General features: G+C 33.5%; 23 protein-coding genes. 13 read left to right on the top strand and 10 right to left on the bottom strand.

Annotation, left to right across the window (positions count from 1 at the left end):
- Positions 1-160 precede the first annotated feature (160 nt).
- The 3 genes from gcvT to gcvPB are packed head-to-tail and all read left to right on the top strand — an operon-like array spanning position 161 to position 4,105.
- Complete coding sequence (gene gcvT / locus EP747_RS02985; protein WP_129688461.1) at positions 161-1,264, top strand: glycine cleavage system aminomethyltransferase GcvT; 1,104 nt, start codon at positions 161-163, stop codon at positions 1,262-1,264.
- Between the two features lie 26 nt (positions 1,265-1,290).
- Complete coding sequence (gcvPA, locus tag EP747_RS02990) at positions 1,291-2,676, top strand: aminomethyl-transferring glycine dehydrogenase subunit GcvPA (RefSeq protein WP_129688462.1); 1,386 nt, start codon at positions 1,291-1,293, stop codon at positions 2,674-2,676.
- The gene (gene gcvPB, locus EP747_RS02995) at positions 2,648-4,105 is read left to right on the top strand and encodes an aminomethyl-transferring glycine dehydrogenase subunit GcvPB (RefSeq protein ID WP_129688463.1); all 1,458 of its coding nucleotides are present in this window, start codon (positions 2,648-2,650) and stop codon (positions 4,103-4,105) included. Before gcvPA ends, gcvPB begins: the two co-directional genes overlap by 29 nt.
- Before the next feature lie 107 nt (positions 4,106-4,212).
- Here the strand turns inward: gcvPB and EP747_RS03000 are convergent, their stop codons facing one another.
- On the bottom strand, positions 4,213-5,769 hold the full coding sequence (locus EP747_RS03000) for a 5'-nucleotidase C-terminal domain-containing protein (protein WP_129688834.1): 1,557 nt from the start codon (positions 5,767-5,769) through the stop codon (positions 4,213-4,215).
- A gap of 373 nt (positions 5,770-6,142) precedes the next feature.
- Here EP747_RS03000 and EP747_RS03005 point away from each other — a divergent pair, with 373 nt between their 5' ends.
- From EP747_RS03005 to EP747_RS03030, 6 genes are all read left to right on the top strand, one after another.
- Positions 6,143-6,838, top strand: coding sequence for a sialidase family protein (locus EP747_RS03005; RefSeq protein ID WP_129688464.1), 696 nt, complete (start codon positions 6,143-6,145; stop codon positions 6,836-6,838).
- A gap of 153 nt (positions 6,839-6,991) precedes the next feature.
- Complete coding sequence (locus tag EP747_RS03010) at positions 6,992-7,687, top strand: response regulator transcription factor (RefSeq protein ID WP_129688465.1); 696 nt, start codon at positions 6,992-6,994, stop codon at positions 7,685-7,687.
- Positions 7,680-9,044 (top strand): sensor histidine kinase, encoded by a 1,365-nt coding sequence (locus EP747_RS03015; protein ID WP_129688466.1) that lies wholly within the window; start codon positions 7,680-7,682, stop codon positions 9,042-9,044. Before EP747_RS03010 ends, EP747_RS03015 begins: the two co-directional genes overlap by 8 nt.
- 472 nt (positions 9,045-9,516) lie before the next feature.
- Positions 9,517-10,878, top strand: a complete 1,362-nt coding sequence (locus EP747_RS03020) for an aspartate kinase (protein WP_129688467.1) — start codon at positions 9,517-9,519, stop codon at positions 10,876-10,878.
- Between the two features lie 72 nt (positions 10,879-10,950).
- On the top strand, positions 10,951-11,451 hold the full coding sequence (locus EP747_RS03025; protein WP_205753798.1) for an Lrp/AsnC family transcriptional regulator: 501 nt from the start codon (positions 10,951-10,953) through the stop codon (positions 11,449-11,451).
- Positions 11,448-12,650 (top strand): aminotransferase, encoded by a 1,203-nt coding sequence (locus EP747_RS03030; RefSeq protein WP_129688469.1) that lies wholly within the window; start codon positions 11,448-11,450, stop codon positions 12,648-12,650. The genes EP747_RS03025 and EP747_RS03030 overlap by 4 nt, the downstream gene beginning before the upstream one ends.
- Before the next feature lie 45 nt (positions 12,651-12,695).
- On the opposite strand, the gene EP747_RS03035 is transcribed toward EP747_RS03030, so the two are convergent.
- The 8 genes from EP747_RS03035 to EP747_RS03070 all read right to left on the bottom strand — a co-directional run bounded on the left by EP747_RS03035 (position 12,696) and on the right by EP747_RS03070 (position 18,963).
- Positions 12,696-13,451, bottom strand: coding sequence for a sirohydrochlorin chelatase (locus EP747_RS03035; RefSeq protein WP_165346810.1), 756 nt, complete (start codon positions 13,449-13,451; stop codon positions 12,696-12,698).
- Positions 13,452-13,484: 33 nt separating this feature from the next.
- The gene (cobA, locus tag EP747_RS03040; RefSeq protein ID WP_129688471.1) at positions 13,485-14,270 is read right to left on the bottom strand and encodes a uroporphyrinogen-III C-methyltransferase; all 786 of its coding nucleotides are present in this window, start codon (positions 14,268-14,270) and stop codon (positions 13,485-13,487) included.
- A gap of 16 nt (positions 14,271-14,286) precedes the next feature.
- Positions 14,287-14,505 carry a DUF3906 family protein gene (locus EP747_RS03045; protein WP_129688472.1) on the bottom strand — a complete coding sequence of 73 codons (219 nt, stop codon included), beginning with the start codon at positions 14,503-14,505 and terminating at the stop codon, positions 14,287-14,289.
- A 16-nt stretch (positions 14,506-14,521) separates the two neighbouring features.
- Positions 14,522-16,144, bottom strand: coding sequence for a nitrite/sulfite reductase (locus EP747_RS03050; protein ID WP_129688473.1), 1,623 nt, complete (start codon positions 16,142-16,144; stop codon positions 14,522-14,524).
- An 11-nt stretch (positions 16,145-16,155) separates the two neighbouring features.
- Entirely contained in the window at positions 16,156-16,752 is a 597-nt protein-coding gene (gene cysC, locus EP747_RS03055) for an adenylyl-sulfate kinase (protein ID WP_129688474.1), read from the bottom strand.
- 12 nt (positions 16,753-16,764) lie between these two features.
- Complete coding sequence (gene sat, locus EP747_RS03060; protein WP_129688475.1) at positions 16,765-17,916, bottom strand: sulfate adenylyltransferase; 1,152 nt, start codon at positions 17,914-17,916, stop codon at positions 16,765-16,767.
- Between the two features lie 79 nt (positions 17,917-17,995).
- A complete protein-coding gene (locus EP747_RS03065) occupies positions 17,996-18,697 on the bottom strand; it encodes a phosphoadenylyl-sulfate reductase (RefSeq protein ID WP_129688476.1) in 702 nt (233 codons plus the stop codon).
- A 122-nt stretch (positions 18,698-18,819) separates the two neighbouring features.
- The gene (locus tag EP747_RS03070; protein ID WP_056475111.1) at positions 18,820-18,963 is read right to left on the bottom strand and encodes a YezD family protein; all 144 of its coding nucleotides are present in this window, start codon (positions 18,961-18,963) and stop codon (positions 18,820-18,822) included.
- 312 nt (positions 18,964-19,275) lie between these two features.
- Here EP747_RS03070 and EP747_RS03075 point away from each other — a divergent pair, with 312 nt between their 5' ends.
- The 3 genes from EP747_RS03075 (at position 19,276) to EP747_RS03085 (ending at position 22,925) form a co-directional block, all read left to right on the top strand.
- Positions 19,276-19,701 (top strand): divergent PAP2 family protein, encoded by a 426-nt coding sequence (locus EP747_RS03075; protein WP_235832732.1) that lies wholly within the window; start codon positions 19,276-19,278, stop codon positions 19,699-19,701.
- A 194-nt stretch (positions 19,702-19,895) separates the two neighbouring features.
- Positions 19,896-22,127: an MMPL family transporter gene (locus tag EP747_RS03080; protein ID WP_129688477.1), complete on the top strand. Its 2,232-nt coding sequence runs from the start codon at positions 19,896-19,898 to the stop codon at positions 22,125-22,127.
- Between the two features lie 162 nt (positions 22,128-22,289).
- Entirely contained in the window at positions 22,290-22,925 is a 636-nt protein-coding gene (locus EP747_RS03085; RefSeq protein WP_129688478.1) for a peptidylprolyl isomerase, read from the top strand.
- Between the two features lie 99 nt (positions 22,926-23,024).
- Here EP747_RS03085 and EP747_RS03090 read toward each other — a convergent pair whose 3' ends face one another.
- Positions 23,025-23,348 carry a rhodanese-like domain-containing protein gene (locus tag EP747_RS03090; RefSeq protein WP_082459617.1) on the bottom strand — a complete coding sequence of 108 codons (324 nt, stop codon included), beginning with the start codon at positions 23,346-23,348 and terminating at the stop codon, positions 23,025-23,027.
- Positions 23,349-23,523: 175 nt separating this feature from the next.
- Here EP747_RS03090 and EP747_RS03095 point away from each other — a divergent pair, with 175 nt between their 5' ends.
- Entirely contained in the window at positions 23,524-24,357 is an 834-nt protein-coding gene (locus tag EP747_RS03095) for a lipoate--protein ligase family protein (RefSeq protein ID WP_129688479.1), read from the top strand.
- Positions 24,358-24,544 lie beyond the last annotated feature (187 nt).

The raw sequence follows: 24,544 nt of genomic DNA on the forward strand, positions 1-24,544 counted from the left end.
AGAAAAAACAGTTAACTAATATAGTTTGATAATATTTTCTTGTTTTCTACTAGTTTTTCCGAAAATAAATAAAATATGTAAATTATTTAATGGTTAGCTGGACGAACTATTAATTTAGTTTTCCATCATGCTAGCATGTAGATAAGGGGGAAATGGCTACATGACGACTTTATTACGCACACCTTTGTTTGAAGATTACAAAGTGTTAGGTGGTAAAACAATTGATTTTGGTGGCTGGGAGCTACCTGTACAATTTTCGAGCATTAAAGAAGAACACGAAGCTGTTCGTACAGCAGCTGGTTTATTTGATGTTTCTCACATGGGAGAAATTGAAGTAACTGGTAAAGATAGTCTTAAATATTTACAAAAAATGATGACAAATGATATTTCAAAATTAAATGAAGAAGGCGCATTATATACAGCAATGTGCTATGAAAATGCTGGAACGGTAGACGACTTACTAGTTTATAAGTATAACGATGAACACTATTTATTAGTTGTAAATGCGTCTAATATTGAAAAAGATTTCTCATGGTTAATTTCACATGTTGAAGGTGATGTAAAAGTAGTTAATAAAAGTAATGAAGTTGCACAATTAGCTCTTCAAGGGCCAAAATCTGTTGCAATTTTACAACGTTTAACTAATGAGAACGTTACTGATATTAAGTATTTTACTTTCAAAGATAATGTATTAATTGGTGATCTAAATGTTTTAGTTTCACGCACAGGTTACACTGGTGAAGATGGATACGAGCTGTACTTAGCTGCTGAAGATGCGTCTAAGCTTTGGACTTTACTTTTAGAAGCAGGTAAGGAAGACGGTTTAAAACCATGTGGATTAGGTGCACGTGATACACTTCGTTTTGAAGCGGCTCTAGCATTATATGGTCAAGAACTAACTAAAGACATTACTCCATTAGAAGCTGGTATTGGCTTTGCTGTGAAATTAAATAAAGAAGAAGATTTCTTCGGTAAAGAAGTTCTGAAAAATCAAAAAGAGCAAGGTGTACCTCGTAAACTTGTTGGAATTGAAATGATTGACAAAGGTATTCCAAGAACTCACTATCCTGTATATGTAAACGGGGAAGTAATTGGTGAAGTAACAAGTGGTACGCAATCTCCAACGTTAAAGAAAAATATTGGACTTGCATTAATCAAATCTGAATTTTCTGCTTTAGGTACTGAACTTGAAGTTGAAATTCGAAATAAAAAATTAAAAGCAGTTGTAGTTTCAAAACCATTTTACAAAAGAGAGAAGAAGTAACTAGGGGGAGAAAGGGGATTACCTTAATGCATCGTTATTTACCAACGACAGAGCAAGATCGTCAAGAGATGTTAAAAGTAGTAGGTGTTTCATCAGTTGATGAATTATTTAGTGATATTCCTGAAAATGTTCGTTTTAATGGCTTATTAAACATTAAAAAGGCAAAATCTGAATCTGATTTATTAAAAGAATTAACTGAATTAGCTAATAAAAATGCCAATTTAAGAGAGTATGTATCTTTCTTAGGAGCGGGTGTTTATGATCATTACTTACCAACTGTAGTAGATCATGTAATTTCACGTTCAGAGTTCTATACAGCTTATACTCCATATCAGCCAGAGATTTCTCAAGGTGAGCTTCAAGCAATCTTTGAATTCCAAACAATGATTTGTGAATTAACAGGTATGGATGTTGCAAACTCGTCAATGTATGACGGTGGTACTTCTTTAGCAGAAGCAACTACTTTAGCAGCAGGTCACAATGGTAAAAAACGTATTTTAGTTTCAAAAGGTGTTCATCCACAATCACGTGAAGTTATCCTATCTTATGCAAAAGGTCAACATTTAGAGGTTGTTGAAATTGGCATTAAAGATGGAAAAACTGATATCGAAGAATTAAAAAATGAAATGAATGACAATGTAGCATGTGTTGTTGTTCAATATCCTAACTTCTATGGACAAGTAGAAGAATTAGCTGAAATCGAACCAATTGCACATACTGGTAAAAGTTTATTCGTTGTTTCAAGTAATCCATTAGCATTAGCAGCATTAACTCCTCCAGGTGAATTCGGAGCTGATATTGTTGCAGGTGATGCTCAAACATTTGGTATTCCAACTCAATTTGGTGGACCTCACTGTGGATACTTTGCTACAACATCTAAATTAATGCGTAAAATGCCAGGTCGTTTAGTTGGACAAACGGTTGATGGAGAAGGACGTCGCGGATTTGTATTAACTCTTCAAGCTCGTGAACAACATATTCGTCGTGACAAAGCGACTTCAAATATTTGTTCTAACCAAGCATTAAATGCATTAGCAGCGTCTGTTGCTATGACAGCTCTTGGTAAAAATGGTGCTGTAGAAATGGCAATGCAAAATATTTCTCGTACTCAATATATGAAGAAAAAATTAATTGAAAACGGTATCTCAGTTGTATTCCAAGGTGCTGCATTCAACGAACTTGTTATTGATGTGAAACAAAATGTTTCTGAGATAAATAAACAATTATTTACTAAGAAAATTATCGGTGGTTATGACTTAGCAAAAGTTGAACCTACTATGGAAAATCATATGTTAATCGCAATAACTGAATTACGTTCTAAACAACATATTGATACATTTGTAGAAGAATTAGCATTATTAGTAGACGGAAAGGGGATTCAACATGCTGAAGGATCAACCGTTAGTTTTTGAGATTAGTAAAGAAGGTCGTATTGCATATAGTCTTCCTACAATGGATGTAGAAGAAATCGATATTAATGAAGTTATTCCAAGTGCTTATATTCGTAAAGAAAAAGCAGAATTACCAGAGGTTTCAGAATTAGATTTAATGCGTCATTATACTGCATTATCTAAACGTAATCATGGTTTAGATTCAGGGTTCTACCCACTTGGATCTTGTACAATGAAATACAATCCAAAAATCAATGAAGCTGTTGCACGTTTCGCAGGTTTTGCACATATTCATCCACTTCAAGATGAATATACAGTGCAAGGTGCTCTTGAATTAATGCATGAGCTTCAACAAGAATTAAAAGAAATTACTGGAATGGATGAAGTAACTTTACAACCAGCTGCAGGTGCACATGGTGAGTGGACTGGATTAATGATTATCCGTGCTTATCACGAAAGCCGCGGTGACTTCAACCGTACTAAAGTAATCGTACCTGACTCTGCTCACGGTACAAACCCAGCATCTGCAACTGTTGCAGGTTTCGAAACGATCACGGTTAAATCAAATGAAAAAGGCTTAGTTGACTTAGAAGATTTACGTCGTGTAGTTGATGGAAACGTTGCTGCATTAATGCTTACGAATCCAAATACATTAGGTCTATTCGAAGAAGATATTTATGAAATTTCTGAAATCATACATGCTGCAGGCGGAAAAGTTTATTATGATGGAGCGAACTTAAATGCTGTATTAAGTAAAGCACGCCCTGGAGATATGGGATTTGATGTAGTACATTTAAATCTTCATAAAACATTCACTGGTCCACACGGTGGCGGTGGCCCAGGTTCTGGTCCTGTAGGTGTTAAAGCTGATTTAATTCCATACTTACCAGCACCAATCGTTGAAAAAGTTGGAGAAGAATATGTTTTAAATTTCGATCGTCCAGAGTCAATAGGTCGTGTAAAACCTTTCTTTGGGAACTTTGGAATTAATGTTCGTGCATATACTTACATTCGTTCAATGGGTCCAGAAGGTTTAAAACAAGTAACAGAAGATGCTGTTTTAAATGCTAACTATATGATGCGTCGTTTAGAACCATATTTTGACCTACCATTCGATCGTCATTGTAAGCATGAGTTCGTATTAAGTGGAAAACGTCAAAAGAAATTAGGTGTTCGTACTTTAGATATCGCTAAACGCCTATTAGACTTTGGTTACCACCCACCAACAATTTACTTCCCATTAAACGTGGAAGAATGTATTATGATTGAACCAACTGAAACTGAATCAAAAGAAACATTAGATTCATTTATCGATACAATGATTACTATTGCTAAAGAAGCTGAAGAAAATCCAGAAATCGTACAAGAGGCTCCACATACAACTGTTGTAAGTCGTCTTGACGAAACTTTAGCAGCTCGTAAACCTGTATTACGTTATATTAAAGCATAAACCAAAAAGTTCCCTCATCGAAGGGAACTTTTTTTATGTTCGAATTTCTGAATAGTATTATAGAATCTTATCAAAATGAAACTCGTTTTTTTGGACCCTCTTAAAATCTATTTAATCCGATTAATCCGACCATCAAATGCCTGGACCAATGGTTGCTTTTGTTCCTTCACATAATCTTCAAATGCATCAAAATCTGTTGGACCTTCCACTTTATTTTTCCCTGCTAGTAATACCGAGAAATTGTCACCGCCATTTGCAAGATAGCTATTTGTAGTGACAGTATAACTAGTTTGTGGGTTAATTGGAGTACCATCTGTTCGCATGATTTTAACTACTTTTTGCCCGGAATCTTTCGTACTATCCCAAGTGTATTTTAAACCTGATATTTGTAGCATTCGTACACTTCCATGTTCCTGCCATTGCTGATTGAGAAGTTTTCGGATTTGTTCACCAGATAATGTCATTTTAACGAGTTTAATTTTAAATGGTTGGATCGTGAACAATTCATCCAAAGTTACATCCCCTTTTGGAAGATCACCACGTATTCCACTAAAGTTCATAAATGCGAAATCGGACTTCATAGCTATTCGTTGTGAATCTGCAATCATATTTCCTAAACTAGATTCTCCATTATGATTCTTCTTACTTAAAATGTCGTTTGCAGCTTTTCCAACGACTTTATTTACGATCGGTTCAATTTTAGATTCATAATTTTGTATCATTTTCTTTATTTCAGGATCTGGTTTTATATTATCTTGGTAGACCATCTGTATACTTGCCTTTTTGTCTACGATATCTTTCGTATTAGGATCAATTGTTAACTGAATGTCGGAGAAAGATGTTCCATAAGAGTAGGATTGAACAATCAGCTTTCCGTCTACTTCTTTGTTAAGATAAGTATGTGTATGTCCAGAAATTATTACGTCAATTTCATCATCCATTTCTTTGGCCATTCTAACGATTTCACCTGTCGCATTTCCGTTTGCTTTGGACTGATTTCCACCATTATGTGCGAGCACCACGATTGATTTTACACCTCGTTTTTTAAGTGTTTTTACTGAATTATTGATTGCTTTTACTTCATCAATAAACTTTACTCCATCTGTTTTGTTTGGTGGTGCTATCTTTGGTGTATCTTTTATGACGACGCCGATAAATCCAATCGGTACGCCATTAATATTTTTTATACTGTATGGAGGCAGAATGGTCTTACCAGTATTGTCGTCGATTACGTTGGCGCATATATATGGAAAGTTTGCCCCAGAAAAATAACCAGTTTTTTGATTGTTTCCTCCTTGGATTAACCTCATCATTTCATTCACACCACGATCGAATTCATGGTTCCCTAGAGTCCCATAGTCAAACCCCATCTTGTTTAATACTTCAATTGTAGGCTCATCCTGAAGAAATGAAGAGATTGGAGGACTTCCACCAATCATGTCACCAGCATGAACTAAAATAGTATTTTTATTTTCTTTTTTCTTTTGAATCAAATATGCGGAAAGATATTCTGCTCCGCCAACTTTCCTGCCGTTAAATTTTCGGGTCGTATCTAATTGTCCATGAAAATCATTAATGCCAAGTAATTGTACCTGAATGAAACGGTTCTTATCTTTCTTGGTGTTAATAGGAATAATTCTAGCAGCCGGTTTACCAGAAACCATTAATACTCCTACAGATAATGTAGTCGTAAGAACAAAAGCAAGAACTGCTTTTTTCAATGCGTTCCAATTCAATATATTCTCCCTCCTAATTCGCTAGTAGGTTACTTACTAAGCATAGGGAAGGATTGTTAAAGCTTCTTTACTTTAGTGTGAATTTTCAGTTAAATTTAAAAGCCGATTATCAATAAGCTCCTAAGAAAAATTAATAGTATTGAGCCGTGTATAACAAGCAAGCTATGTTAGTCAATGGTTAGTTAAATAAAAGCAATTTTAAGAAATATTAAACCGTTAAAGGTTCGTTAAAGGTCTGTCTGCTACTATTATTATTGTAAGACAGCTGCTTACATAAATTTGAATTTAGGAGGAAATAAAAATGCAAGAAAAAATTTATAAACTGTTAAATACAACAAAAAAGAAGGCAGTTGCAGCATCGGTTTGTGGTGCGTTAGTTCTAGGTATCGGTTCAGGAGCTGCATACGCTGCAAATAATGATGGATCCCAAACAAAACATGATCAAGCTTCTGTTACTCAAGTAAGTGAGAAAATTAAAACTAAAATGTTAGTTAAAAATGAAAATGGTGTTATTAGTCACTCAACTGATGATGGAAAAACTTGGATTCCAGGTGCTCCTGAAGGGGGAAAAGTCATCCAAAATGCAGATGGCAAGGAATCTTTTATTTTTAGTGATTCAAATGCTACACCTTCTGGAGGTTTAAAGGTAAAGAAAGAGGAAGGTAAGCTTATGTTCTCAAAAGACGGTGGAAAGACTTGGAGTAATAAAGCTCCAGATAATTTCAAAATGGTAGAAAAAGGCAATAAATCAGTTTTTGTGAAAGACAAGCTGATTGTTAAAAAAGAAAATGGTATAGCTAAATTCTCAAAAGACGGTGGCAAAACATGGATTAATGGTGAGCCAGAAATGAAAAAACCATTTATGACGAAAAAAGAAAATGGAAAAGTGAAGTTTTCTATAGATGGAGGGAAAACTTGGACTGAGAAAGCTCCAGAAGGTGTAACAATAATAAAAAATAATCATGGTTCGATCAGTGTAAAAAAGAAAATTGATTAATGAACATCTTATTTGACAGAAGTATAAAGATACACTTAATTATGTAAATGAATTTAGTAGTATATACTTAGAGCATCTCCAACGAATGAGAAGTGTACAGCTCATTTGTTGGAGATACTTCGGATAAAAGAATCCAAAGTAAAGAGGTTTATTATGAGAATATTAATGGTTGAAGATGAAATTTATATTGCTGAAGCGATTGCACAAGTTTTAAGGAAGAATCACTACAGTGTTGATTTAGCTGGTGATGGTGAGTTTGGGCTAGACTGTGGTATGTCAAATATATATGACATTATTATTCTAGATATCATGCTTCCAAAAATGGATGGCATCCAAGTTTTAATAGAATTACGAAATAATGGAATCGAGACTCCTGTCATTTTGTTGACAGCTAAGGGGGATATTACTGACAAAATACGAGGTTTAGACAGCGGTGCAGATGATTATTTAGCAAAGCCATTCCATACGGATGAACTACTAGCACGACTAAGAGCATTAGGACGACGAAAAACAGAATTAATAAGAGATGGTATTCTTACTTATGAAGATATTTCGCTTAATCAAAAGATGTTAGTTTTATGCTGTAGAGGTTATGAAGTTAAGTTGACTTTAAAAGAATTTCAACTATTAGAAATGCTCATTAATCGAAAAGATGCAATTAGTTCAAAAGAAACAATTATCGAGAAGCTATGGGGCTACGATACAGATGCCGACGATCGTCATGTTGAGGTACAAGTTTCACTTTTACGAAAAAAACTAAGACAGGTTGAATCAAATGTTTTAATTGGAACGGTTCGAGGTGCAGGTTATTTTTTGAAAAATGGTAAAGCTGGGGAAAAATATGTTTAAGAAACTTCGTAATAAATTTCTCCTTATTAATATGTCGGTTATTTCATTGGTAATGGTTGTGGCTTTTACAATCATCTACATAATGACTTACAACAATATTCAAAATGAAAATAAAAAAAAACTAGATGCACAGACTGAAAAACTAATTACGATTCAAAGAGAGATAAAAAATAAAGAAATAGGTTCCGAGCTAAAAAATAATAAGGATATAAAAGGTAAGGTCGAAACCAAGAAAGAAATAACGAATATAATTGGTACCGGTGGAATTGTTACTCAAAAAATTTCGCTTGGAGATTCAGTGTCTTTTAGTGTGGAAGTTGATTCAAATGGAAATGTTGTTGAGGGTCGTTCATTTATTTCAATGCCTACGGAGACATTTAAAAAAGCTACAGAAATTGCTTTGGAAAATAAAAAGAACTTTTCAACTTTCACATTAGATGGGAAAAAGTGGCAGTATGTAATCAAACCATCAGAAAAGATTGTTAATCAAATGAATGAACAACCACAAATTATAAATAAAGTGACTTTAATAAATTTTTTAGACGTTACCGAATCTCATAAAGCATTATTTAAACTTCTAACAACATTAATAAGTGTTGGACTAATCACGCTTTTTGCTATTTATTTTATCAGTCGTTATTTTGCAAATCGAGCAATTGAACCCATTGCCGAAGCTTGGAAAAAGCAAAATCAATTTGTAACAGATGCATCGCATGAATTAAAGACACCTTTAGCAATTATTAATGCGAATTATGATGTGCTTATGGCTAATAAGGAAGAAACAATTGAAAATCAGCAAAAATGGTTCAACCATATAAAAGTGGGCTCCGATCGAATGACAAAGCTGATTAATAACCTATTAACTTTAACAAAAATGGAAGAAGCAATAGATGAGATTAATATAAAGCATTTTGATCTCAGTACAGAAATACATGAAGTAATGATGTCAATGGAAACGGTATTAAAGGATAAGAAAATTATATTAAATCATTCTATTGAATCGAATGTTATGATAGAAAGTGATCCAGACAAGATTAAGCAGCTAATGATGATATTATTTGATAATGCAGCCAAATATACTAATGAACATGGACAGATTGAAGTAACACTTACAAAATTAAAACGACAGGTGAAGTTCGCTATAAAAAATAGTGGAAAGGGTATTCCTGCTAAAGATTTGCCAAAAGTATTTGATCGATTCTACCGTTCGGATCCATCAAGAGCAAAAAAAACGGAAGGGTATGGACTTGGTTTATCAATCGCTCAGTCAATAACGAATCGTTTAGGTGGGACGATATCTGCTTCAAGTATTGAAAACGAGTATACAAATTTCATTGTTTTACTAGATTTATCATAAAAAGCTCCCTGTTTGCTAAAATAGGGAGTTTTCTTATGATTACAGCTATTTTTGTTTGTTGTCTTGATTTATTTATTTAATATTTTTAAAATTATTTTTAATTGTATTTTTATACAATACATAAAATGGACCAACAGTAATACAAGTCATAAAAGAAAAAAGGAGAGAGCAGGATGAACTAAAGAGAAATAGAGCATTTAAAACTACTAGTATACCTTTACCTGCTTTCTTCATTTCCTACATTTAACACCTTGCTTATATAAACCTAAACTCTGCCCTATAGAATCTACATATTCTTAACGCTATTCTTTTCACTTGATTGAATAAATACCCACAACAACATCAAATTCTTTTTGTAAAATACTAAAATTTCCCAAAAAACTTATTAAAGGGTGTTGATTTTTTCTCGCATAAGGAGGATAATTGTAACATTATTTTTAACTGAAAATTAACTAAATTAGGGGTAATAAAAATGAAAATCGTAAAATTTGGTGGGTCTTCATTAGCCACTTCTGAACAAATTGAAAAAGTATTTCAGATTGTTACATCAGATGTTGAACGTAAAATTATCGTTGTATCTGCACCGGGCAAAAGATTTCCAGATGATATTAAAGTTACCGATTTACTAATTAGTTGCGCACAACTTGCTCTACAGGGAAAGGATTATTCGAAGGAATTCAATCAAATTATTCAAAGGTATTCTGAGATTGCAAATGGATTAGGTTTATCTGAGGATATTATGAATGAAATTTCACTGGGTATCGAACTTTCAATAAGTAGTAAAAAGGATCATCCTGCAAGATATATGGATGCTGTTATGGCATGTGGGGAAGATAATTGTGCTAGATTAGTAGCGTCATATTTTCAGTTAAAAGAACTTGAGGCGAGTTATATTAATCCAAAAGAAGCAGGTTTATTTGTTACAAATGAACCAGGACATGCCCAAGTTTTAGCGAAAAGCTATGAGAACTTATTTGAATTGAGAAAAAAATCTGGAATACTTATTTTTCCAGGGTTTTTTGGATATTCAGAAGATGGACATATCGTTACATTTTCTCGCAGTGGCTCAGATATTACTGGCTCTGTTGTTGCTAACGGAGTTAAAGCTACTTTATATGAAAACTTTACAGATGTTGATGCAGTTTTTTCTGTAAATCCTGCGATTGTTCATAATCCAAAGGAAATTAAAGAATTAACTTATCGAGAAATGAGAGAGTTATCTTATGCAGGCTTTAACGTATTTCATGACGAAGCATTGATACCTGCCTTTCAAGCTGGAATTCCAGTAAACATTAAAAATACGAATAATCCAACTGCTCCTGGTTCACGAATTGTTAAGGAACGTACGTTATCAAACGGTCCTTTAATTGGGATCGCGAGTGATAATGGATTTTGTAGTATTTATATAAGCAAGTATTTAATGAACAGAGAAATAGGATTTGGGCGTAAATTATTGCAAATACTAGAAGATTATCAGATTTCATATGAGCATCAGCCAAGTGGAATCGACGATATTTCAATTATTATTCGCCAAAATCAATTACCAGTTGAATTAGAATTTCAAATAATTAATCGGATTCAAGATGAATTAGATGCAGACCATGTAGTCGTTGAAAGAGACCTTGCTTTGATCATGTTAGTAGGTGAGGGGATGCGTCATAATGTTGGTACTACTGCAAGAGCGAGTAAAGCGTTAGCAAATGCGGGAATAAATATTGAAATGATAAACCAAGGTTCTTCAGAAGTAAGTATGATGTTTGGAGTAAAATCATGTGATGAGAAAAAAGCAGTACAAGTTATTTATGAAGAATTCTTCTCAAAAAGTGTCATCTAACTAAATTACTAAAATATAGATGAATAGAATGAATCTAACGTAATTCCAGAAAATGGAATACATAAGGAGTATATGAATATGACGGAAAAAGAAATACAATTACTTCAGTGTATTGAACAAAATGGACGCTTAAGTAATGACGTAATAGCAAAAATGATTGGAGCTACAGAAGAAGAGGTAGCTGATATATTAACAAAATTTGAAAACGATCGTGTTATTCTTCAATACATTACGCTTATTGATTGGGGGAAAGTGCCAGTTCAAGAAAGTATAACTGCTATGATTGATGTAAAAGTTGCTCCAAAACGTGGGGTAGGGTTTGATGAGATTGCTGAAAAAATCTATTTATACCCGGAAGTTAAATCAGTTTATTTAATGTCAGGAACATATGACTTATCAGTTGTAGTAGAAGGAAAAACAATGACATCAATTGCTTCATTTGTATCCCAAAAACTATCGACTTTAGAATCTATTTTATCTACGACTACCCATTTTATTTTAAAACGTTATAAACATGATAGTATCGTATACGGTCAAAAACAAAGTGATAAGCGTATGGTGATCACGCCATGAGTAAATTTAATTTATCAAATACAGTAACTACACTACAACCATCAGGGATTCGAAAGTTTTTTGATTTAGCGGCTAGTATGGATAATGTCATTTCACTTGGGGTAGGTGAACCTGATTTTGTCACGCCTTGGAACGTGAGAGAAGCAAGTATTTATTCGTTAGAAACAGGACATACAGCATACACTTCAAATGCTGGACTGTTAGAATTACGTCAAGAAGTAAGTCGGTATTTTGCTAAGAAATTTGATGTGCATTATAGTTCAGAGGATGAATTAATTATAACTGTAGGGGCAAGTCAAGGGATTGATATTGCTTTAAGAACAATTTTAAATCCAGGAGACGAAGTAATCGTTATTGATCCATGCTTTGTTTCATATGCTCCTTTAGTTTCACTAGCGGGCGGTGTTCCAGTTCATTTAGCAACGACAGGAGAGGAAGAATTTAAAATCAATCTTCAAGCGTTGAAAAAGAAACTTACACCGAAAACTAAGGCGATCTTACTTTGTAATCCTAATAACCCAACTGGTACTTTACTGGAAAAAGAATTATTAGAGGATTTAGCCGTATTTGTTAAAAAACATAATTTAATTGTCATTTCTGATGAAATTTATGCTGAACTTGTTTATGATGGCGAATATACAAGCTTTGCAAATATCGATGGAATGCGAGACCATACAATTTTAATTTCTGGATTTTCTAAGACATTTGCAATGACAGGCTGGCGACTTGGAATTGTTGCAGCACCTTCGGACATTATTTCCCATATGCTTAAAGTTCATCAATATGCAATTATGTGTGCACCAACTATGTCACAGCATGCTGCAGTTGAAGCACTTCGAAATGGAGATCATGATGTAGAAGCAATGCGACGCAGTTATATGCAACGTCGTAATTTCCTTGTGCAATCTCTTCAAGAAATTGGATTATCATGTCATCTTCCTGGTGGAGCTTTTTATGTATTCCCATCAATACAGAATACTGGCTTAACATCAGAGGAGTTCGCTGAACAATTATTATTAAAAGAGAGAGTAGCGGTCGTCCCGGGAAATGTTTTTGGAGATTGTGGTGAAGGGTATATTCGATGTTCTTATGCAACTTCATTAAATCAATTAATTGAAGCTACAAAAAGGATTAATCGATTTTTACAGACGCTTCCAACTTACCAGCCAACAAATTTTATAAAAGTTGAAAGTAAATAAACGAAAAATAAAGCTCTTGTTTTCTATTTGAGGAAACAAGAGCTTTTATTTTATTGCATTATATAATTCCTTTGTTTGAGCTTCAAGTATTCTTTCAGTAAAAATTGATGTAATTAAGTGATCATACCCTAAGGTTTCACATAATATCCAGTTATTTTGCATTTCTAGAGGTAGCGATTTTATTTTATCTTTTAATTCATTCATAAGAGTTCCGGAAAAAAATAAATACGGAACGATTATTACTTGTTGATTTTTTTCAGTCAATAGTTGATTCCAAGCTTCGTGAATCGACGGCTTTGAAACTGCCATAAAAGCAGGGAGTACAGGATGCTTTAAACTTACTTCAAGAAGTTTAACGATTGAAACGAAATCATTTATCGTTAATGGATCACTACTTCCTCTTCCAACTAGCAGAATTTTAGTTGGTTTTATTAAATGCTTAACCTTTTCATTTATTCGCTTTTGGATTAATTCAATCATATTTTTGTGAATTCCGATTGGAGTGGCAATTTTTATTTTTATGTGTGGATATTCCTTTTGAAATTTTGTGATTTCAAGAGGAATATCCACCTTTGCATGATTTGCAGAAAGGAGTAAAACCGGCAATACTGTTACCGATTTTGCTCCTTTACGCAAACAATTCTTTAATCCTACTGAAATTGATGGTTCTACGAGTTCAATAAAACTAATTTCTTGAATAGGGCAATCGATTTGTTTTTGTACTTTTTTAACAAATTGTATGGCTGAATGGACAGCCGATTTTACACGGCTTCCATGACATACATATAAGATTGCATCCATTCTAAAGCACCTCATTCCATTTTAAGGGAGAATTTATAGACTTGAATAATTAATGTTTTTATGTTCAGTGATCGCGTTATAGTCAGTCTCAAACCATTGTAATTGATGGTGTAATTTAACTACTTCTCCTACGATAATCATACTAGGATTGGTTATTTTTTCTTTTTCAACGTCTGATATTACATTTTTTAATGTACTAATGATCGTTCGCTGTTGTTCAGTAGTACCATAATGAATCAGCGCAACAGGGGTGTCTTGATGTTTTCCATTTGAAATTAGTTGATGACGAATATATGGTAAGTTATTAACTCCCATATAAATTGCTAGTGTGTCAATGCCTTTTGCTAAAGAGGCCCATTTAACCGTATCCTCTTCTTTGCAATGACCTGTTACAAAAGCAAAGGAACTACTATAATCACGATGGGTGACAGGGATACCAGCATAAGCTGGAGCTGCTATACCTGATGTAATGCCAGGAACGATTTCAAAGGAGACACCACGTTCTACAAGATAAGTTGCTTCTTCACCACCACGACCAAAAATGAAAGGATCTCCACCTTTTAATCGAACTACGTTTTTCCCTTTTTTTGCATACTTCACTAAGAAAGCATTTATTGTTTCTTGTTTTAATGCATGGTAGTTTGGTAGTTTACCAGCGTATATTAACTCGACGGATTCTTTTGCATACTCTAATAGTTCCTTATTAACTAGTCGGTCATATATAATGACATCTGCATTTTGAATGCACTTTAGTCCTTTTATTGTAATTAGATCAACATCCCCTGGTCCAGCACCAACTAAATAAACTTTTCCAATCATTCCACACACCTCATCATCATCGTTTACTTAAAACTTCTAAATCTAAAATAAAGCCACCACTTTGACTAATTTTCTTTTTTTCATACATCAGTAGTTCATTAACTTCCGGTTTCTTAACATAAAACTTTTCAAGTTCTGTATCAACTAATTTAAATGCTTTTTCATCATCACTTGCTAATATAACAATAGGAACGATACGGCTTTCGATTGATGCTTCAAATCGATATAAAAACATATGTCACCGACTTTCTTTAAGATGCATTAACAGTTTCAAGAATGGAAGTTAAATAGGTTTGTAATTCTTCAATACCAACTCTTGATACATAATCTAAATAAGGCTCTGAAGGTAGTTTATTTTCACTAAAGTGCTGTAAGAATTTTTCTAATACTAGGTGAAGGGCAGGGGATTCAACCTTCCCTTTTAATTTTTGATTTAATTTACCACCGTTGGCTAATGTACCACCTACATAGATTTCAAAAGCCTCAACTAATTCTTTTTTCTCATTTCGAGCCTTGATTCCTTGAAGTCCTATATCAGCGATTGCTCTTTGACCACAAGAGTTAGGGCAACCAACCATATGAATTCTAACAGGTACATCTAAAGTAATTTTTTCATCTAAATAAGAAGCTGTTTCCTTCATACGAGCCTTCGTTTCGACTAAAGCTAAATTGCAGTATTCATTTCCTGTACAAGCAACAGAATAACCAATAAATTTTGGCGGTATTGGTGTGAATTTTTCAAGTATTGGTTCTTTTAATAATTCTTCAATATTTTCTGCTGGAATATTTGGCAAAATTAAATTTTGTGAATTACAATTACGTATTTCACCATTACCGTATTTTTTAACAATTCTAGCTAACTCAAAAACATCCTTAGAATGCAATCTTCCAACAGGTATACTTAATCCGACATAATTTAGTCCTTCTTGCTTTTGTGGATGAACTCCATAAAAATATCCTGCATTCCATGATTCTTCATAGCCAGTTCCTTTTGTTAATAGCTTACCTGTATATCCTTCTAAAACTTCTTTAAACTTTTCAACGCCCCAATCAGCGACTAAAAACTTTAAACGAGAGTGATGGCGTTTCTCACGGTAGCCATAATCTCTAAAGATTGTTGTAACGGCGATTGCAACTTCCTTCACTTGATGTGGTAACAAGAATACATCAAGTTCTTGAGCTAAATGTGGAGCAGAAGAAAGTCCGCCACCTACTTTTAAATGGAAACCAGAAGTTTCCTTGCCGTTAATTTCTTTAATAGCCGGAATAAATGAAATGCAGTTAATTTCTGCATTTGATGCATTATTTTTATTTGTACTGATCGACATTTTATATTTTCTTGGTAGATTAGAGAATTCTTCATTAAACTGAAAGAATTCATAAACTTCCTTCACGATAGGTGTAGTATCAAATAATTCATTTGGATCGATCCCTGCAAGTGGGTTTCCAACGATATTACGTGTAATATCACCACATGCACCAGCACTAGATAGACCAACTTTTTCTAAACGAGTGAAAATATCTGGTATTTGTTCAATTGTTAGCCAATGAAATTGGATTGCTTGACGAGTTGTAATATCATATACATCTCGACCATAATCACGAGCGATTTCTGCTAATGTTTTAAGCTGTTCATGTGTTAATATGCCAGACGGAACATTAACTCGCATCATAAAATATCCGGCTTCTTTTGGTTTTTGTAAATAGCATCCAGCCCACTTGAATAAATCCCATTGATCTTTTGGAATTGATTCAAACCCATTTTTAGCATAGTAGGGGATGTCATCATAAATTTTAAGTCCATCCTTAACGAGTTTCTTTTTTTCAGTTTCATTTAGCTTAAGATTGTCTTTCCATATTTTTTCAAATGCCATCGAACATCACCTTACCCAATATAATTTTTACTCTTTAAAAATTGAAGTATTGTTTCAACACATTCTTGTACAGATTGCTGATCAGTATTTAATGTAATTTCTGGCTTTATTGGTGCCTCATACGGAGAGCTGATGCCAGTAAAGTTTTGAATTTCACCATTTTTTGCTTTTTTATAAAGTCCTTTCGGATCTCTACTCTCACAAGTTTCAACGGAGCATTCTACGTAAACTTCAATAAACTCGTCTTGTTCGACTAATGACCTAACGATATTTCGATCAGCAATAAATGGGGAGATAAAAGCCGTTAAGACAATTTGCCCATTATCAACAAAGAGTTTTGCTACTTCACCAATTCGTCTTATGTTTTCAGTTCTGTCATAATCAGTGAATCCTAGATCTTTGTTCAAGCCGTGACGAATATTATCACCATCTAGTACGTATTGTTGAACATTAAGATGGAATAATGCTTTTGCAATCTCGTTAGCAATCGTCGATTTACCTGAAGCAGATAAACCAGTAAACCATAAAATACAGCTGTGGTGCTTGTTTTTTTGACGACGGTCTTCTTTTGAAATACTAGCCTGATGCCAAACGATATTTTTAGACATTTAACGTTTCTCCTATTCTACAGAAATTGATTCAGGTTCTTTTAAACCTTCAATTAGTACTTCAACAACTTCTTTTCTACTAAAAGCAGAAGGAGGAATTTCACCTTTTTTTAGCATTTCACGAACCTTCGTACCAGATAATGTTACGTGATGCTCACTACCATGCGGGCATGTTTTGGTCGATGCCATATTCTCGCACTTTGAGCAATAGAAACTATTTTCAAAGAATAGGAGAGAGATTCCTAATTCATCTTGTGAAAACTTTTGAAAGATTTTTTGTGCATCATAAGTTCCGTAGTAATTGCCAACGCCAGCATGATCACGACCAACAATAAAATGTGTGCAGCCGTAATTTTTTCTAACAATTGAATGGAACACAGCTTCTCTTGGTCCTGCATATCGCATTGCGGCAGGGAATACGGCTAAAAATACACGGTCTGTAGGATAATAGTTTTGGAGTAATACTTTATAGCTTTTCATTCGGACTTCTGCAGGAATATCGTCCGATTTTGTCTCTCCAACTAATGGGTTTAAGAACAAGCCATCTACAATTTCAAGTGCGGTTTTCTGAATATATTCATGGGCACGATGAACTGGATTACGAGTTTGAAATCCAACTATTTTTTTCCAATTTAATGATGCAAATTTTTCTCTCGTTTCTTTTGGACTTAAATAATGTTCAGTGAATTGAGTACGATTAATTTGTCTAATAACAGTTATTTCGCCACCTAAATAAACATCACCACGGGAATACATTTTTGCTACTCCAGGGTGGTTTGTGTCAGTAGTACCATAAACAAACTGTGCCTCAGGTAATTTGTTAGGTGTATAAATATCATCAATCTTTAACAAGCCATACACATTATTTTCCCAAGTTAGTTTAACTAGTTCACCTAGTTTTAGATTGCTAGCTATTTGTCCACTCACAGGAAGGGTAATTGGAATACTCCATACAGTCCCGTCTTTTAATCTCATTGTGCTTACGACTTGCTCATAATCATCTTTTCCTAAATAACCAGTAAGTGGACTATAAGCTCCATTTCCAATTAGCTCTAGATCACTTAATGCAATTAAATCTAAGGGAATTTCCTTCAAACCATCTTTAATAGTAACTTCTGGATTAAATCGATTAATTAAGACTCCACCATGAGGGGGTAAACTCATTTCTAAACACTCCTTAAATTTTCCTATTTTAATAGTTAGTAAGAATAAATTTTCGTTTTTTAGCATCTAATATAGACAACTAATCATGTAATCCACATTCAGTTTTTTGTGATCCAGACCAACGACCAGAGCGACTATCCGAAGAATTTGAAGCAGGTAATGTACATACCTCGCAACCTATACTCGGGTACCCAATATCGTGTAATGGATTGTATGGGAGATTTTTGTAATATACATATCGCCAAACTTCCTTCCAAGTCCAATGGATTAAGGGACAAACTTTTACCAGGTTGAACTTATTATCTAGATTAAGAAATTCTGTTTTTTGCCTTGAAGGAGATTGTTCCCTTCTTAAGCCTGAAACCCAAGCATTTGCACCTTTTAGAGCTTCTTGAAGTGGTAAGATTTTGCGAATATTACAGCATTTATTTGGTTCACGCTTCCATAACTCATCTCCATGAATACTTGCTTGCTCTTCTAAAGTCAGACTTGGTGTTTTCTTTTCTATTTGTAAGCTTGGATATTTAGCTTGCACGCGGTCTATTAATTCATAAGTTTCCTTGAAATGTAGGCCGGTCTCTAAGAAAACAACCTTTGCATCAGGCTTTACTTTTGAAATTAAATCAATTAATAAGATTCCCTCAACTCCAAAGCTACAAGCATAAATTAGGCCATCACCATAGGTTTTGTAGGCCCACTCTAGTACTTCAAGTGCACCTTTTGTTTCATTATCAATCGAAAAGTCAGGAATGCTTTTCACGTTCCAATTTTCAAATCTCATTTTCTTTTCCTCCAATTGACTAAAGAAGCCAAGTTATCCTAAAAAGAAAAGGCAGCTCAAATCTACATTTTTCATACGTAGACTTGAACTGCCTCTAGTTTTTCTAGTCAGCAGGAACATATTTACTTTAATCGTATTTTTTCTTGCTTTTCTACTTGAATAATTCTCCCATCTTGAACGACTAATGTGATTGTTCCAAATCTTAAACCATTAAGTAACGATTCCACGACCTCAATGATGGGTTTTAAGTCGTTGGTTTGGCTCATGAGCTTCCTCCTAGAATTTAATTACAACTAAGTCTATCAGAATTATATGGATTGTCAATTTCAAAAATGATAATTTATTAAAAATTTATATATTTCTTAATTTTGTATAATGTGATTGAAGCTCTCCAATATATGTCAAATGTTGAAAATTATAAGTAAAAAACAATATTATAAATAATTCATTAAAAATCTGTTTTGCATTTTAATATTTAGAAAAAATTATTTTGTTCTTATAAGCTATTAATGAATATACATTTATTTAAGAAAGATAATAATGGAATAATAATTATTTACACCTAAAGGAGGTTCCTTTTGACGATATTTCATAACGAACCATTAATTTCAGCTGTTATAGCGTGGTTTATTGCGCAGTTTTTAAAGGTCATTATCCATTTATTTAAAGAAAAAGAATTTGATATATCTAAGTTTTTTGCTTCTGGTGGTATGCCAAGTTCACATTCCTCAACAGTGACTGGATTAGCATTAAGTGTTGGATTAACAGAAGGATTTGAAAATGTTACTTTCGCAATCTCAGCAATTTTTGCTACGATTATTATGTATGATGCTTCAGGTGTAAGATTGGCAGTTAGTAAACATGCAAAGTTATTAAATGATTTTTTTCATGGAAGAATTAAAAATTATAAAGCCTTAAATGAACTAGTAGGTCATACTTCATATGAAGTTGTTGTTGGAGCATTAATTGGAATCATCATTGCAATCATAGTTTCAAAATTTTAACGCTCTAATATAAATCAATTGATTTATATTATGGGCGTTTTTTTACACATTAAGAAAAAGTAAATTAGCATCGAGGTAGTTAATTCGACTTGGTGGTAAAATGTTACATTTTCTGACTCAAAATATATATCAATAGGCGAATTTACATCAGTTTGATAAGATATTGGTAGGATATGTAAATAAGGAGTGGAAAAATGAAAAGTACAGTAAGTGAAAATAGTGCTTGGAAAAAGGTGGGTCGATCGATTTATCAATTCCGATATATTGTAATTGCAATTTTAGCTGTATTTTCAATCATTCTAGGTATTTATTCGAAGCAATTACCTGGCATTTTAGATGGAGATGGTTTTAGGACACCTGGAGAATATGAAAAAGCTAAGAATGTACTAGAAAAAGAATTTGAACAATCGCCAGATTCACTCATCATATTACTTGAGAGAAAAAAGGGTGCCTCTAACGCCGAATTCCAATCTGATATTGAACGGATTGTGAAGGAAGTTCAAAAAGAAAAAAATATAAAACAATTTCATCACCCTCTAATGAATCCGGGTATGAAAAAAGATAATATTGCCTACTTATCTCTTTTATACAATGAGAAAGATCACGATAAACTTGTTGATCTAAACAATAAATTTGCAAAAAAAGTAGAGTCATTTTCAGACGATACAGTAAAGGTAGGAACAACTGGATTTACAATCATTAGTGATGTAATGAATAAAACTAGTCAAGAAGACTTAAAGAAAGCAGAAATGATTGGTGTACCGATTGCATTTATCGTTCTATTTTTTGCATTTGGAAGTTTAGTCGCATCTGCTATTCCAATCATAATCGGTATGATTAGTATATTAAGTACATTTGGTATTTTATTCTTTATAGGTAAGCATGTTGATTTATCAATCTTTGTCTTAAATGTTGCACCGATGATTGGATTAGCATTATCAATCGATTTTGCCCTATTATTCGTAAGCCGTTATAAAACTGAATTACAGAATCATTCATCAGTGAAAGAGGCAATTAGCGTAACGTTTGCAACTGCAGGTAGAGCGATTATTTTTTCTGGTATTTGTGTATTTATCGGATTATCAGCCCTGTACATTATAAATATTGATCTATTTAGAAGTGTTGCAATAAGTGGTGCAGTTGTTGTATTAGTTAGTTTATTTTTATCATTAACTCTATTACCAGCAGTACTTTCAGCTCTTGGTAAAAATATTAATAAAGGTACGTTAAAATCGATTGCGAATCGAAGCCAAGAACAGCAACAAGCAGTTTGGAGAAAATTTGCAAATTTCGTTATGAAAAGACCAATCATCATGGCACTAACATCATTAATCATTTTAGATCTTTTCGTCATTCCAATCAGGGATGTGCACCTAAATATACCGACAATTGATGCGTTACCAAAGGATGCAACGTCGAGAATTAATTATGAAAAATATCAAAAAGCTTTTCTTCCGGAAGCTCAAAAACATGGAACGATCTCAATTGTACTAGAATCCAATAATAATTTTTTAAAGCAAAATAATGTAAACGCATTAGATAAGATACAGAAAAAGCTTGAAGATGACAAAAATGTTTATGAAGTTAAAAGTGTGTTGAATGCAGTTAATTTAAACGCTCAGCAATTATTACCTGCTTTGAAATCTCCAAACGCATCAAAAATTCAGCCTGCGATTGATGCCTATATTAAAAAGAATAAAACTTATATTCAAGTATTCTTGAATTCTGATCCTAAATCAGAAAAAGGTAAACAATGGGTAAGAGATTTTGAGGATAAATATAATGGGAAAATTGAAGGACTTGATTATACTGTCGGTGGTCAAGTGAAATTTGAACAAGAATTATTTGATGAGATTTCAGATAATATGGTATACGGTTTACTTGTGATTATGGTTAGTACTTTTGTCATATTAATGATTGCGTTTAGGTCCATTATCATTCCAATTAAAGCGATATTAATGAATGTATTATCTTTAAGTGCAACGTTTGGAATCATTACTTGGCTATTCCAAGGTGGTAATTTTGGTTTACCTCAATCTGATATCATGTTGATTTTGCCAGTGTTTGTTTTTGGATTAGTTTTCGGTTTAAGTATGGACTATGAAGTATTTTTAATGTCGAGAATGCAAGAGCTATATTATGAATCGGGAGATAATACTTATTCAACAAGAGAAGGGTTAGTATCGACGAGCCGTATTATCACATCAGCGGCATCCATTATGATTGTTATTACAGGAGCATTTGCTTTTACGGATATGGTACCTGTTAAACAGATGGGAATCGGCATTGCTATAGCCATTTTCTTGGATGCCACAATCGTTCGCTTAGTTTTAGTTCCTAGTTTAATGCAATTATTTGGAAAATGGAATTGGTGGTTTCCATTTGCAAAAAATAAAATCGAGGAACCATCTAAACGAGTTGGATAAATCAATTAAAGGAAACTGTTATTCAATTCTAATTTGAATAGCAGTTTATTTATATTTAAGTGAACTAACTCGGTCTGTGTAAAAATTCCCAATTTTTCGAAACTATAGAAAATACATGGTCAAATTTGGTAAACTAAAAAATGAAAGAGGGGAGAAGAAAAAATGTTAAAAAGATCGATTAGAGCAATTTTAATAAGCTGTCTTGTATTAACAATCAGCTTATTAGCAGCATGTGGTAACAATAATGAAAAATCTGCAAATGGTAAAAAACATGGGAAATTACCAATAGCAACAATAAAGGTAAAGGATTATGGTGTCATTAAAGCTGAATTATATCCTAATATCGCACCAAACACAGTAGATAATTTTATTTCACTGGCAAACAAAGGATTTTATAATGGATTAACATTCCATCGAGTTGTTAGAGACTTCGTAATTCAAGGTGGTGACCCTGAGGGAACTGGTGGCGGTGGTCCAGGATATGCAATTGATGGAGAATTTACGTCAAACGGCTTTAAAAATAACTTAAAACATACAACAGGTGTACTATCTATGGCACGAACTGGTGATCCAAATAGTGCTGGAAGTCAATTTTTCATAATGGCAAACGATACACCTGACCTTGATGGGCAATATGCTTCATTTGGTAAAGTGACAGAAGGAATCGATATTGTTAAGAAAATTGACGCAGTGGAAGTGGATTCAATGGAAAAACCTGTTACTCCAGTTATCATCGAGTCAATAAAGGTAGATACAAAAGGCGAGAAATACGCTAAACCAAATACTCATAAAGAATAGTGAGTATTAGATTTATCTTGGTTTTTATGACTTTTACATAAAACACAAAAAACTACTTCGCAAAATGAAGTAGTTTTTTCATTTGAATTAAAATGTGGATTATAATCCTTTTTTTATTTTACCAGACCAAAGTTTGTAGCCGCCTTTAAGTTGGTAAAGTTCTGTTACACCTTGTTTACGTAAAATACGTGCAGCTTGTCCTGGACGTACGCCCATTTGATCATATAAATAGACTGCCTGATCTTTACGAATTTCTTTTGAACGCGTTTTTAATTGTGCGAACGGAATATTACGAGCACCTAATATATGGCCGTTCTTAAAATCTTCTTGATCACGTAAGTCAATTAGCTGAGCTTTACGGTAGCCAGCACGAAATTCTTCCTCAGATAACGTTTTAATTAAACGTTTTTGGTAGAAATACATAACTGTTGAGTATACAATGATACCTAGTACGACAAAAATTATTGGTAAAAACTGACTCAAATTTTTCAACACCTTTCAATTACCTACTTATCTTATTATAATTCTCTAGTAGGATTGTGCAAGAAACTTTCATTAAAAAAGTAAAAATTTATCGAAAAATGAGGAGATTTTCAACATGACAAAGACAAAGTGGAATTTTATTAATAGCGGAGTAAAATCAGGTAGCTATAATATGGCTCTTGATGAATGCTTAATCAAGTGGCAAAGTGAAGAAGGTTTTCTTCCGACACTGCGTTTCTATGAATGGGAAAATCCTACTGTAACCATCGGATATTTCCAAAAAAACCAAGAAATAAGTTTAGAAGCATTAAAAAAATACAATGGTGATTTCGTAAGACGCCAAACTGGTGGAAGAAGCGTACTTCATCACGATGAATTAACTTATAGCGTAATTGTCCCAGAAAGCTATCCAAATATGCCTGTGTCAGTTACAGAAGCATATCGAGTGATTTCAATGGGAATTTTAGAAGGGTACAAGCTACTTGGTTTAGATGCTTCTTTTTCTGTACCAAAAACTGCTGAAGAAAAAAATCAATTAAAAAACCCAGCAAGTGCCGTTTGCTTTGATGCGCCTTCATGGTATGAAGTTGTTGTAAATGATAAAAAAATTGCTGGAAGTGCTCAAACGAGACAAAAGGGCTCAATTCTTCAGCACGGTTCAATTCCTTTAAATATTGATGTTGATATGTTATATGACTTATATATTTTCTCTTCAGACGCAGTGAGAGAGAGAATGAAAAAACGATTCTTAGATCGTGCAACATGGATCAATGCAGAAAGTAATACTCCTAAAACAATGGCTGACTTGTATGAAGCATTTGAAAAAGGCTTCGAAATTGGCTTAGATATCGAGTTGGTGCCTTATGAATTAACAGAGGCTCAAGAGAAGGAAGTACAGGATTTAGCTGCTACAAAATATAGTACTGAGGAATGGAATTTACGTAAGTAGTATATAGTTTTTTATTGAAAGCCTTTATGGCTTTCTTTTTTTTGCATTGAGTGTGGGTGAAGATGTTTATAAAAGATGTAAGAGTGCAAATGAACCGGTCTATAGTAGGCATCAACGGAAAAAATTTCGATGTCCTAAAGGAGTATCATAAGAGAACTTCCTACCTTTTCCACTGTTTTAATTATTA

Origin of the sequence: Gottfriedia acidiceleris (genome assembly GCF_004138285.1) — a bacterium.
Classification (GTDB): domain Bacteria; phylum Bacillota; class Bacilli; order Bacillales; family Bacillaceae_G; genus Gottfriedia; species Gottfriedia acidiceleris_A.